Origin of the sequence: Sporolactobacillus spathodeae (assembly GCF_016908935.1) — a bacterium.
Lineage (GTDB): Bacteria > Bacillota > Bacilli > Bacillales > Sporolactobacillaceae > Sporolactobacillus > Sporolactobacillus spathodeae.
The window spans coordinates 63,490-75,998 of the sequence record NZ_JAFBEV010000010.1 but is presented as its reverse complement, the minus strand read 5'-3'; the positions used below and the strand labels follow the sequence as shown (position 1 = coordinate 75,998).

The following is a 12,509-nucleotide window of genomic DNA, read 5'->3' as shown; positions in this document are numbered from 1 at the left end:
GTAAATGCTGTTTTACAAAAATTAACAAAATATGACTTGTTTCGATCGATCTCAAATTGAATACTGAATGATGGATAGATGAGGAAAGGATCAGGGGAGGGTGGCAATGAAAGGAAAAGTTATCACGTGGGAGCAACTAAAATGGTCCCAGATGAGCATTAACCGGCGTTATTTAATTAACATTCTCATTATTTTCTTAATGATGGTTCTCTCTGTTGCATTTTCTACGATTTCTCTATTGCAAACAGGAAAAGCAGTCCGACAGGTTGGGGCCGCTGGTCAGCAAGTGGCAAGAATTACCGAAATTGGTTCACTTTTTCGTCAGAAGGATACGCGTGTCGTTGATTATCTGCTTCGCCCAGGTGACGGATCGATCAAAAAATATACGGAGGATCAGCGTGTTCTGACTCTTGCAGAAAAGAAGATGCAACCCGACATGCGAACGGCGCGGCAAAAGCAATTATTGATGCAGATCATGCGCAATGACTCAATCGCTTACAACCTTTTTCAGAATGAATTTGCGCCAGCTGTATTGATGAACGATCAAAAACAAGCGCTCGCTCTGAGACGGCAACAGAACAGATTGCAGCAAGACACAATGAACAAGCTGAGTCAATTAAGACAAACTGTGCTGACGAAACAATACGAGGCAATTAGCAAAGCGAATGCACAAATACGCATTGCTCTCGGATCGGTTGCTTTAAGCCTCCTCTTAGCCATTGTCATCAGCAGTTTCGTCACACGTCGCATTCAGAAAAGCATCAAAAGATCGATGCAAGACGTTTTGGAGATGACAGGGAAGATGGCTTCTGGTGATTTGCGCCTCTCCATTCATAAAATGAGCGCGCATGACGAAATCGGTCAGATCGGTGATTCAGTTATCCGATTGAATCACCATTTGAAAGAGATGACTCAGGCGATCGGATTGTTAACGGGAGCAGCCCGTAAAAACAGTCAGTCACTGGCACAATCTGTGGAAATTGTCACGGGCAACAGCGCTCAGGTGGAACAGACGCTGAAGGAGTTGTCGTCTGGCATTTCCATTCAGGCAAGTCAGACTGCTGAAATTGCCGATAAAACAGTCTCTTTCATGAAGAAGATTGAATCGGAAGCAAGTAAAGCGAAAATAACGAGCGAATGGGCACAACAAGCCATTTCGACTGCTGAAAAAGGACAACAAACGATGAATGATTCGGTCGTATCGATGGCGGACATTCGCAAGCGTATGCAACACTGTGCTGAGAAAATGAAAAAACTAAAGCAACATGTCACAAAAGTATCGGAGATTACCGAATCAATTAATCGTTTAGCGGGTCAAACGAATCTGCTCGCCTTGAATGCGGCAATTGAGGCGGCACGCTCAGGGGATGGAAAAAATGGTTTTTCCGTAATCGCAGCGTCGATTCGGCAATTGTCGACTGAAACATCAGAGATGGTCGGGCAGATCGGACAAATTGTAACGGGGATCCACTCAGAAACACGAGCTGTGGAGCTAGCGCTTATGACGAGTAAAGAAGCTGCTGATCGCGGTGAAGATAAAATTCTTGTCACTGGATCGCAATTTGACACCATTCAGAAACAAATGCTGCAAACCGGTAATAATATGGCTGCATTGAACAATGAACTGCACCAAACCAGTTTATTCGGAACCGATATCAGACAATCGATTGGTGGTTTTGCCGCCGTCTTTGAACAGGCAGCATCCAGTATAGGTGAAATCTCTCAAGCCATCGAAGAAATCAATCGTACCATTACTGATTTTTCAAGTGAAGCATCCAGTATGCAAGATAAATCAGGGCGGCTAGAACGGCTTGTCAGTCAGTTTAAGTTCTCGTGAATGATTATCTTTATATATTTTATCAGCTTGTTAAGAATTCGCTACATTCTTTGATAAGCTTTTTCTCTTTAAAACGAATATTCCCACCAACAAAGGATTATGAAGGGACTGTCCTTTATCATGTATCGTTCTTTCTTCGCCGAGAACAATTATTGGTATTCATAAACTTATTAATATATAGTCGATAATATATTATAAGTTATTGAGACGGAGGGAAAGCGTATGTCTTTTCATAAAAAACCAAATACATTTGTGACCCATGTCCATCTATTGGTCAGAAATCTGAATCGCTCCGATGATTTCTATCAAAATATGCTCGGGTTCCGCGTGCTTCAAAGCACAGCAGATAGTCGAACCTATACCGCAGATGGAAAAACACCACTGATCACCGTTCAAGAAAAAGCAGGGCTTGACCCGCATGATGAACGGCGTGCCGGGCTGTATCATTTTGCCATCTTACTACCGAGCCGAAAGGATTTGGCTATGGTCGTCTACCATCTGTTGAAAGAGAGTTACCCATTGCAAGGAGGGGCCGATCATGCCGTCAGTGAAGCGGTCTATCTCGCCGACCCAGATGGTAATGGTATCGAACTCTACCGCGACCGACCGGAAAGTGAATGGCAGTGGACAGACGGTCAAGTGACAATGCCAACCGTTGCGCTGGATACTCATCTGCTTGATGAACGTGAAGACAAAAATTGGGAAGGTATCCCAGAGGGGACGATACTCGGTCACCTTCATCTGCAAGTCGCGGATTTACACGCTGCTGAACGCTTTTATTGTGAGGGACTCGGTTTCCAACGTGTCGCCGCCTATAGCAATCAAGCTTATTTTATCTCGACAGGCGGTTACCATCATCACATTGGTTTAAATACTTGGATGAGTTTGGGACGTCCGGCATCCACTGCGACTTCCTATGGGATGTCCGATTTCACAATTACTTTTCCTGATTATGAAGGACGAGAAAAAGCAATCGAACGACTGAAACAACTGGGTTATCGCACAGAAGCGAAGGATGGACGCATTCAAGCCTTTGATCCTTCAAATCTTGTTGTATACCTTGATATTCAATAACAATACGTCGTCAGACACATCAAAAAACCCTCTGGATGATTTATCCATAAGGGTTTTTATAACAAAAATATGATTTTACGCGGAGGGCCTTTACCCGATTCCTTCCCGAGCAGCAAAAATATTCAAGACAAAGCTGTCGGTGTATTCGGGTCTTCCGGTTCCAACGCCAAGCCTTGATCATTGGCGATATCGTTATAAAACACACTGTTTGAAGCATTTATATAGGGAACGACCCAAAGAAGGGCGATACCTATTGTGATGATTCCGAGTATGAGCCAGCCAATGAAACTTAAGTTCAGAAGGAAATATTTCCATTTCTTTTTCCACATTAATTCTCTACTTGCCGTAATCGCTTCATTTATTGAATACTCCGGGTGGTCTTTTAAAATATAAAAAGTCTGCGCGTAAGCAAAACCTTTGTATATTCCAGGGATAATCAATAGTAATGACCAAAGTAGCACATAAATACCAACAAGAAGGGATGTCCCAACCAATTTCAATGTTAAACGAAAACTTTGATAACTATGGAAAGTATCGCTGATTTTCGGCTCTTGACCGCGAACAAGATCGATATAAAGCCAAGTGATGCCAACTGTGAATGGTACAAGCAAAAGGGAATAGACGAATTCTACTGGTTGGGTATACCATGGCGTCGCTTGGCTTAGCCAACTCCCGCTGACTGTTCGTTCAAATTGAAACGGAACAAGCTGCTGAAGAATGAATGAGAAAAGGGTCAAAAGAGCGGTGTTTGCCCAATGACCGCTCAGCGATTTTCGTGCAGAGTGTTTGATTTCGTGAATAAGCATGACTGATGCCTCCCTTTAGAATGATTCCTTGTTTGCTTCAGCAGCACACGAACCATGAACACCGCCAAAGTCGAATCTATTGTTCCTGTTGAAAAGTAATGCTTTATTCGTTCACTTTATTGTTTATTATACCGGATGAGCGGGTATGGGAGAACAATCGGTGGGTTTTTCTTTTTGTGAATGAGCGATATTCTCTGATGAATTGATGTAATGGGTTTTTTAAAATAATGTAAATAACGGATCGCATACACTAATAAAATGTGACTATTATTCGACTATTTTATGTAATGATTTAAAGTTTGAATGATTGAAAAGAGGTAATTTTGATGAGCATCGTGATACTGGTTGTCCTTATTGCAGGAGGAATTGGTGTCGCCAAACTGATTCAAAGCAATCGCCGACTGCGGGAAGAAAACGACTGGCGTAGGCAACAGATGGAGCATACGAATAATGGTACGAATGCTACCGATCGTACAGGATCGCCTATTGACGATCAGCGGACCCCGCAAATGGCACAAGATGGCAGCGGATTCTCCGGCGGTTCGTCGCCACTGATGACTGGCTTAGCCGCTGGTGCGGGAGCAATCGGCGGTGCCATTATCGGTGGCGAAATTTCAAATGCGCTTCAAGAACATCAGAATGCAGAAAATAGCAACAACAATACGAATAACGTGGGAGCAAACAGCAACACAGACAATAATTATAGCAATGAATCCAGTACAAATGATTCTCAATCAAATAATGATGGCGGTTTCTTCGATTCAGGTTTTGATGGCTTTGATGGCTTTGATGGCTTTGATTCAAACGATCTTTAATCGCGTTCAGAAAAACTTGGCATAACCAAGTCCTTTTTTAACCATTGCGCTTCGGCTGCTCGCTTCCTGCAAGGCGCCAGCGCACCTCGCTGCATTTTTGTGCGAAAAACTTTCTTCCTTATCTCTTAAAAAAGCAGTCTGCTTCCAACTTTCGGAAACAGACTGCCTTTTTTATATACAGAATATTAAAGAAGAACTAAGGATTCGATTGGCCATCGTTTTAGAAGACTTAGCAAGTCCAAGTTCCTCTAGCAAAGTATTTATTTAAAAGGAACGTCAATGCGACTTGTGGCTAATTTAATCGAATAATGCAGTTCCTGATTACCTCGCACCGTCATACCGAAGTCCGTAGCGTAGACAACCAAACCTAGTTGATGACCGGCCGCTAATCGGTAAAAAGTCGGTTGCAAATCAAAAGTGATCGGATAAAACTGTCCTGGTTGTAACTCCTCTGTACACCACGCATTTTCACGATTCTGCAGATTGATGTGACCTTTGGTTATCATTTTGTAGGCTGTTGCATCAGAAGCCTGTGTAAACTCACGGAGGCTATCCTCACGCCAATGGTAGCCGAGATCCATTGATTGGATAGTCGTCGGCGTAACAGTCAATCGTTTGGCTTCGCCGTAGTCAACAAGCTGAAAGCTAAGCATGCCAAATGAGTGGTCGGATGCCGCTGTGATATGAACCGTTACGCGACCATCAATGATTTTGTCTTCAACAAAAGGTGTTGTTTGGAACAGCAGTCGATTTTCCGATAAATCATGCTCTTTCTTGTCCAATAGCGCAGTTTCCCAGTGCTGATGATGCGCTGCATAGTCTTGAAATACTGCATCAGGCAGGCAGTCTTTAAAGGAGAGGACACCATCTGCCAGCGCATCTTCTCGCAATTCTTTTTTGGAGAGATAATAAACCTTCTTTGCTTGATTAGGAGCTGCCCAATCGGAATAAGCTGTCCATGTCTCTGGCGTCAAATTATCTTGAACAATGACATCCGGCAAAAGCGCTTTCGCGCCATTTGCTACTCCGTAAAGTTCATGGCTAATCCAGAGGTTAATCATATCGGTATAATCGATGGAACGAAAGGCATTGATATAAATATGTTTGCCTTGATGAAGAATGATTTTCTTTGTCACAGGCACATCTCTTAATCCCTGCCATAATTTTTCGACCTGTCCAGGTTTCACGTTCCAATCATTCAAACCATGAACCATTAAAACATCACATTTGATATTTTTAATCATTTTGCGATAATTGCGTGCATCCCAAAAAGCGTTATAATTTCCAGATTCCCGATCCATCTCGCGAGCCATTTTTTCCATCTGTTCCCTAAAGAATGGTTTGATTCGCTGATAATCCGCAGGCGCCTTCATACGGCTAAATGTTTCGATTGCTAGCACATCGGCGTCTTCACCCGGAAATCCGTCTGGGGCTATCATCAGACCGTTTTCCCGATAATAGTCGTACCACGAAGAAATCGCTGCCTCAGATATAATAGTCTTCAATCCGTCAACACCAGTCGTCGCCGCTGCGGTTGCTAGCGTACCCAGATATGAGCGTCCGGTCATCGCGACTTTGCCATTGCACCACCAGGCACGGATCGCAAGATTATCGGTACGATTAGTGAAGGCGCGTCGGGAACCATTGAGCCATTCGATCACAGCAATCGTCGCCGCTGTTTGTTGCGGATCGCCGCAAGTCTGAATACCGTCTGAATCCAGCGTACCGATTCCAGCAGAATAGACAACAGCAAAACCGCGAGCGAGAAAATAATCGTTTAACGTATAGGAGCGCTCACGGCTAAATGATTCGCAGGCTTTCTGCGTTTCTCCTGCGACGGGGCGCGGAGCGAGTCGATCAGTAGATGGCTGTTCAGTTGTGATTGCTGCAAGCGTACTATGATTGGGGCGTTTCTCTGTCAGCGGGACATTGACAGGATGCATCGCTTTTTGACCGGCCTGATCATTAGTCCCTTGATTATAAGGACTGGCTGTAAATAGGGCAGGAACCTTTAAGCCATCATTCGTGTCTCTTGGCCGAATGATTTCAACTTTCAATAAATCTAATTGTCCATCTTGATCGGAATCCACTGAGGACTCAACATAAACAACTTCACGGATCAGTTTATCCGTATCAAAAACCGCTTGCGCTTTACCATTAAAGAAAAGCGGTTTCTGAGCGACAGGAAGAGAATAATAGGGGACAAAATAGCCGAAATTCGTCAGTTTATCGAGATATGTCTGACCGTTTTTCGTGTGGGTCGCAAGCAGCAAATACCAAGCGTCTAGCAATTGCTCCCTATCCCAGGCACCGGTGTCAGACGCGATCATTGGTAATTGTATCCGCGTCATTGCATCAAGCGGTTTGCTGCAGTCATAATCGACTTCCGGAAGAAAGTCAAGAAGCTGCAAAGCGGCTAAATAGAACACATCCGCAGTGATTGGCAAATCGGATGAAAGAAAGTCTTGCAAATCCATTACTGGAGTCGCAAGATAGTTTTTTAGTTTCCATGCAAAAGTATTTTCGCTTGCGACGTGCGGAAAAGCCTTTCGAAGTAGCAGACGATACGCAGTGGATACAGTGGGTGCATGGCTTGTCGCATCATCGAGAAAATGAATTCGTGTTAATTCTTTAATAACTGTTTGATGATCGGCAGTTTGCCGGGCAAATTGATTATTTTTCATAGAATGAGGCTCCTCATTAGTGACTGGAGTCATTATAACATGAAAAACAAGGCCATCAAGCGGATTCCCAAACGGCTTCGGTCAATGGGCTAAAAAAACAAGTTGACGCACAGACAATCAAAGTGCGCCAACATCTATCAATAAGCTGCATTGGTTTCAATTATTGCGCAGTATAACCACCATCCAGCACGACAGCCTGCCCGGTCACGCCGCGTGCTTCGTTACTGGCGAGAAAATAGGCATATCCGGCGATCTCTGAAACATCAAGCAATCGTTTCTGAGGAACGAGCGGAAAGATGACTTCATCAAGCACTTTTTCGAGTGGTACATTCCGCGTTTTGGCCAAATCATTCATCTGACCGCGGACAAGCGCGGTATCAACATATCCTGGACAGATAGCATTGACTGTGATACCGTACGGCGCACTTTCCAGAGCGGCAACTTTGGTCAAACCGATTAATCCGTGTTTCGCGCTATTATAGGCGGCTTTATTGGCGAAACCGATCAGCCCATTGATCGAAGCCATATTAATAATCCGACCAAACTTTTGTTCCTTCATGACAGGCAGAACATGCTTTATCGCTACAAAGGGGGCGACAAGCATGATCCGAACCATTTGTTCAAATTTATCAGTTGGAAATGCCTCAATCGGTGCGACATGCTGCAGTCCGGCATTATTTATGAGGATATCAAGCGTCCCGAACTCGCCAACTGTCTTTTCAATTAAGTGGCTCAAATCTTGTTCACTTGTTACATCCGCCGGAATGGCACTGACCGGTAGGCCCTGCGACTGTAACGCTTTTGCACTTTGATTGACCGCTTCTTCATTGATGTCTGACAATATCACCCGAATCCCTTTTTCAGCAAATGTTTTGCCAATGGAATAGCCAATGCCACGTGCTGACCCAGTTATCACAGCTGTTCTTTGTCCCATAAGAAGAACCTCCACCCATTTAAAAGTTTTGACAAGCCAATGTAATCGGTTACATTTATGTGTTCTAGACCTCCAACAGAATTAAGTATATGCCCAATTCAATAGAACAGACAAACAAAATACACATATTTGTCATATAACCGCCATAAATTATGTTGACACAACATCAATCATTGTTTGCCTACCATTTTTGAGTGAAAGGGGTGAAGTAGCATGCAAGAAGCAGTTATCGTGAGTGCGGCCCGAACACCGATCGGCTCGTTTGGCGGTGCTTTATCGAAGCTTTCAGCTGTGACGCTTGGAACATGCGCGGCAAAGGAAGCGATTAAGCGTGCCGGAATCAAAAGTGAGCAGATTGAGGAAACGATTATCGGCAACATTCTTTCCGCAGGCCTAGGTCAAAATATCGCCAGACAAGTATCGCTACAATCAGGCGTCTCCACAACCGCACCCGCGCTTAGTATTAATATGCTCTGCGGATCCGGTCTGCGCGCTGTCATTCTCGCTGCACAGGCTGTGGAAACAGGAGAAGCGGAACTTGTGCTCGCTGGCGGCACGGAGAGTATGAGCCGCGCGCCGTATCTTCTTGACAAGTACCGTTGGGGGGGACGGATGGGCGATGGAGCGATCGAGGATTCAATGGTTAAGGATGCATTGACCGATGCTTTTCATCAGTACCATATGGGAATAACTGCGGAAAACATGGCGGAACGGTGGACAATCAGTCGGGAAAGACAGGATGCTTTCGCGTTGAACAGTCAGCAAAAAACGGAAGCCGCGCAAAGAAACGGCTGGTTTGACGCAGAAATTGTTCCGGTGGAAGTGCCTGAGAAAAAGCAAAAAAAGTGGGTGCGCATCGATGAACATCCACGGGCCGGGCTGTCGTTGGCGACGCTTGGCAAGCTGCGTCCCGCATTTAAAGACAATGGCACAGTCACTGTTGGTAATGCATCAGGTATCAACGATGGCGCGGCGATGCTGGTCGTTGCTTCCCGCCGCAAAGCAGAGGAACTTGGCCTGCCGATTCTTGCTGCGATACGCTCATACGCCAATGTTGGTGTTGACCCAGCAATTATGGGCTATGGACCCGTCCCAGCCATGCGCAAAGCTTTGACCAAGCAAGGACTTAGCCCCCGCGACATTGATCTATTTGAAATCAATGAAGCTTTTGCCGCTCAGTCACTCGTTGTTTTGGATCAGTTGGAACTTGACCCGGATAAGGTTAATTGCCAAGGTGGCGCGATTGCGCTTGGCCATCCTGTCGGCGCTTCCGGTGCACGGATTTTAGTGACACTTCTCTACAGCATGAGAAGGACCGGGGCCAGCCGTGGAGCGGCCGCGTTATGTGTTGGCGGCGGTCAAGGAACAGCAATGATTGTTGAGCAAAGTTAAACAACACGATTAAATGTAAGCGCTCTTATTTTATAAGATTGGGGAGATGATAGATGTTTTTTCAAATTCTAGCGATTTTAATTGCACTCGGCTTACTGATGTTTCTGGCTTACCGCGGTTATCCGGTGATCATTCTCGCGCCAATTATGGCTCTCTTAGCTGTTTTGCTTTCTGGTGGTCATTTATTGCCCACGTATACGGAAATCTTCATGACCAATGCCGGTAATTATGTAAAAAACTTTTTTCCAATATTCCTGCTTGGCGCTATTTTCGGCAAAATCATGGAAATGAACGGCGCTGCAGCATCAATCGCGCATTCAATCGTTGGAAAAATGGGATCAAAACATGCAATTTTGTCCGTTGTGCTCGCCTGTGCCTTGCTCACTTACGGTGGGGTATCGTTGTTTGTTGTCGCATTTGCCGTCTATCCGTTTGCAGCAGCTATTTTTAAAGAAGCCGATATTCCAAAGCGACTAATTCCGGGAACGATTGCACTCGGCGCGTTTACTTTCACGATGGACGCACTACCTGGTACACCGCAGATTCAGAACATCATTCCGACAAATTATTTTGGCACCGATGCATATGCGGCACCACTCGTCGGCATCATCGGATCAGTCATCGTTTTCAGCATGGGGATGCTCTGGTTGGAACGTGCCCGACGAAAAGCGGCCCGAGCAAGCGAGGGGTACGGCACGGGACATAAAAATGAACCTGAAATCAATCCAGAAGCCAAACTTCCGAAATTCTGGCTTGCCGTTCTGCCACTCATCCTCGTGATTATCAGTAATTTCCTATTCAGCCGCAGCGGTATAGCTGCAAGCCATTGGTATAATCCAGAGATGCTGAAAAAAGTGTTTCTGATTGCCGATCCAGCAACTGTTGTCTCTTCATGGTCACTGATTGCAGCTTTGAGCCTTGGCATACTGACCGCCTTACTGCTAAATTTTCGGCAGGTAAGCGTCAAATTAACGACGACATTGACAATTGCCGCATCTGGCGCACTACTGGCTATTTTCAATACAGCCTCTGAAGTCGGCTTCGGCAATGTCATTAAAACATTACCTGGGTTCACCGCCATTCAGCATCACGTATTGAATGCCAGCAGCAATCCACTGCTTTCCGAAGCTGTATCTGTCAATGTGCTTTCCGGTATTACTGGATCGGCTTCAGGGGGACTTTCAATCGCGCTTGAAATCATGAGCAAGTCTTATCTTCACGCGGCGCACACACTTGGTATCAGCCCAGAATTACTGCACCGAATCGCATCAATGGCATCCGGCGGTATGGACACATTACCACATAATGGTGCTGTTATCACATTGCTTGCGATTACTGGACTGACCCATCGTCAATCTTATAAGGATATTTTCGCGATTACCGTGATCAAGACTGCGACAGTTTTTCTCATCGCCGGGGTTAGTTCATTCTTCTTCTAATCCTTTACTATTGGCTTTGCTTTGGAGATATAGGAAGCAAAGGGGAACCCAGCGTTTCACAGAACTTTTCAAATAGAAAGGGGAAGCATTCGTTGAATAAAGTCACGCCAACAATTGATTCAATGATCGAGCAAATTCATGATGGTGCCAGTCTGATTGTCGGCGGATTCGGTCTTTGCGGCATTCCTGAAAAATTGATACTTGGTCTACGCGAGAGCGGCGTCCGTGATTTAACAGTGATTAGCAATAATTGCGGTGTCGATGATTGGGGACTCGGTCTCCTACTCGAAAATAAACAAATCACGAAAATGGTTGCATCTTATGTCGGGGAGAATAAACGATTTGAGCAACAATTTCTAAGCGGTGAATTGGAAGTCGAACTCGTTCCGCAGGGAACGCTTGCGGAACGTCTCAGGGCTGGGGGCGCAGGAATTCCCGCTTTTTATACCGCAACCGGCGTCGGCACACCAATTGCTGAAGGTAAAGAGGAGCGCGTGTTCAACGGTCGCACCTATATAATGGAAAAAAGTATTACTGCTGACTATGCATTGGTCAAAGCGTGGGCGGCTGATCCGATCGGCAATCTCGTTTATCGGAAAACAGCACGCAACTTCAATCCACTCGCCGCGGCAGCTGGACGAAAGACATTTGCGGAAGTGGAAAGTCTGGTTCATACAGGCGCGCTTGATCCAGACCAAATCCATACGCCATCTGTTTTCGTTCAAAGTATTTTCGTAGGCGCTGGCTATGAGAAGCGGATAGAGCGACGGACCGTGGCCCGATAGTTCTATCATAAGAAGAGAGGGGGAAGAGGCTATGGAAGGACGTGAACGGATTCTTAGTCGTGCTTTAAGTGAGATTCAAGCGGGCATGTATGTCAATCTTGGCATCGGCATGCCGACATTGATAGCCGATCGCATTCCATCCGATTTCGGCGTGATGCTGCAATCTGAAAACGGACTGCTCGGCATTGGACCGTATCCGAATGAAAATGCCATTGATCCGGATTTAATTAATGCAGGCAAAGAAACAGTCAGTGAAATTCCAGGTGCTGCATATTTCGATAGTGCTGAATCCTTCGCGATGATCCGCGGCGGGCATATCGATCTAGCCATCCTAGGCGGCATGGAAGTTTCTGAGACAGGCGATCTCGCCAATTGGATGATTCCAGGCAAAATGGTTAAGGGGATGGGGGGTGCGATGGATCTCGTCCAAGGCGCAAAACGGACCGTTGTGATCATGGATCACGTCACAAAAAGAGGGGATCCAAAAATCAGGAAAGCATGCACGCTCCCTTTAACTGGAAAAGCGGTTGTTGATTGTCTAATTACCGATTTGGCTGTCTTTCAATTGAAAGACGGACAGCTCCAATTGACCGAGCTGCAACCTGGAAGCACATTACAGGATGTCAGAAAAAAAACAGAGGCGGATTTTACCATTGCGCCGGCACTTCAGGAAGCTTAAGCGCGAGAATTCTCCCCACACGGCAGCAAAGCTGCCGTGTTTTGCTCCAAGATAAGAAAGTATC

General features: G+C 45.5%; 10 protein-coding genes. 7 read left to right on the top strand and 3 right to left on the bottom strand.

Features of this window, described 5'->3' with window-relative positions; all coding sequences use genetic code 11:
* Nucleotides 1-106: 106 nt before the first annotated feature.
* On the top strand, nt 107-1,837 hold the full coding sequence (locus JOC27_RS06960) for a methyl-accepting chemotaxis protein (RefSeq protein ID WP_205006385.1): 1,731 nt from the start codon (nt 107-109) through the stop codon (nt 1,835-1,837).
* 222 nt (nt 1,838-2,059) lie between these two features.
* Nucleotides 2,060-2,911 (top strand): VOC family protein, encoded by an 852-nt coding sequence (locus JOC27_RS06955; RefSeq protein WP_205006383.1) that lies wholly within the window; start codon nt 2,060-2,062, stop codon nt 2,909-2,911.
* Nucleotides 2,912-3,033: 122 nt separating this feature from the next.
* On the opposite strand, the gene JOC27_RS06950 is transcribed toward JOC27_RS06955, so the two are convergent.
* Nucleotides 3,034-3,717 (bottom strand): DUF975 family protein, encoded by a 684-nt coding sequence (locus tag JOC27_RS06950; protein ID WP_205006381.1) that lies wholly within the window; start codon nt 3,715-3,717, stop codon nt 3,034-3,036.
* 326 nt (nt 3,718-4,043) lie between these two features.
* On the opposite strand from JOC27_RS06950, the gene JOC27_RS06945 reads away from it, so the two are divergent.
* Nucleotides 4,044-4,532 (top strand): hypothetical protein, encoded by a 489-nt coding sequence (locus JOC27_RS06945; protein WP_205006379.1) that lies wholly within the window; start codon nt 4,044-4,046, stop codon nt 4,530-4,532.
* A gap of 260 nt (nt 4,533-4,792) precedes the next feature.
* Here the strand turns inward: JOC27_RS06945 and JOC27_RS06940 are convergent, their stop codons facing one another.
* Both JOC27_RS06940 and JOC27_RS06935 read right to left on the bottom strand, forming a co-directional pair.
* On the bottom strand, nt 4,793-7,216 hold the full coding sequence (locus JOC27_RS06940; protein WP_205006377.1) for a Xaa-Pro dipeptidyl-peptidase: 2,424 nt from the start codon (nt 7,214-7,216) through the stop codon (nt 4,793-4,795).
* Between the two features lie 160 nt (nt 7,217-7,376).
* Nucleotides 7,377-8,150 (bottom strand): 3-hydroxybutyrate dehydrogenase, encoded by a 774-nt coding sequence (locus tag JOC27_RS06935; RefSeq protein ID WP_205006375.1) that lies wholly within the window; start codon nt 8,148-8,150, stop codon nt 7,377-7,379.
* A 213-nt stretch (nt 8,151-8,363) separates the two neighbouring features.
* On the opposite strand from JOC27_RS06935, the gene JOC27_RS06930 reads away from it, so the two are divergent.
* The 4 genes from JOC27_RS06930 to JOC27_RS06915 all read left to right on the top strand — a co-directional run bounded on the left by JOC27_RS06930 (nt 8,364) and on the right by JOC27_RS06915 (nt 12,445).
* Nucleotides 8,364-9,542 carry an acetyl-CoA C-acetyltransferase gene (locus JOC27_RS06930; RefSeq protein ID WP_205006373.1) on the top strand — a complete coding sequence of 393 codons (1,179 nt, stop codon included), beginning with the start codon at nt 8,364-8,366 and terminating at the stop codon, nt 9,540-9,542.
* A 53-nt stretch (nt 9,543-9,595) separates the two neighbouring features.
* The gene (locus tag JOC27_RS06925) at nt 9,596-10,981 is read left to right on the top strand and encodes a GntP family permease (RefSeq protein ID WP_205006370.1); all 1,386 of its coding nucleotides are present in this window, start codon (nt 9,596-9,598) and stop codon (nt 10,979-10,981) included.
* Between the two features lie 92 nt (nt 10,982-11,073).
* Complete coding sequence (locus JOC27_RS06920; RefSeq protein WP_205006368.1) at nt 11,074-11,766, top strand: CoA transferase subunit A; 693 nt, start codon at nt 11,074-11,076, stop codon at nt 11,764-11,766.
* A 31-nt stretch (nt 11,767-11,797) separates the two neighbouring features.
* A complete protein-coding gene (locus JOC27_RS06915) occupies nt 11,798-12,445 on the top strand; it encodes a 3-oxoacid CoA-transferase subunit B (protein ID WP_205006367.1) in 648 nt (215 codons plus the stop codon).
* Nucleotides 12,446-12,509: the final 64 nt, after the last annotated feature.

Bases quoted from the DNA above. Each gene is read 5' to 3' on its own strand.
- JOC27_RS06915 (WP_205006367.1), top strand. From the start codon at position 11,798: ATGGAAGGACGTGAACGGATTCTTAGTCGTGCTTTAAGTGAGATTCAA.
- JOC27_RS06925 (WP_205006370.1), top strand. From the start codon at position 9,596: ATGTTTTTTCAAATTCTAGCGATTTTAATTGCACTCGGCTTACTGATG.
- JOC27_RS06935 (WP_205006375.1), bottom strand. From the start codon at position 8,150: ATGGGACAAAGAACAGCTGTGATAACTGGGTCAGCACGTGGCATTGGC.
- JOC27_RS06945 (WP_205006379.1), top strand. From the start codon at position 4,044: ATGAGCATCGTGATACTGGTTGTCCTTATTGCAGGAGGAATTGGTGTC.
- JOC27_RS06930 (WP_205006373.1), top strand. From the start codon at position 8,364: ATGCAAGAAGCAGTTATCGTGAGTGCGGCCCGAACACCGATCGGCTCG.
- JOC27_RS06940 (WP_205006377.1), bottom strand. From the start codon at position 7,216: ATGAAAAATAATCAATTTGCCCGGCAAACTGCCGATCATCAAACAGTT.
- JOC27_RS06960 (WP_205006385.1), top strand. From the start codon at position 107: ATGAAAGGAAAAGTTATCACGTGGGAGCAACTAAAATGGTCCCAGATG.
- JOC27_RS06950 (WP_205006381.1), bottom strand. From the start codon at position 3,717: ATGCTTATTCACGAAATCAAACACTCTGCACGAAAATCGCTGAGCGGT.
- JOC27_RS06955 (WP_205006383.1), top strand. From the start codon at position 2,060: ATGTCTTTTCATAAAAAACCAAATACATTTGTGACCCATGTCCATCTA.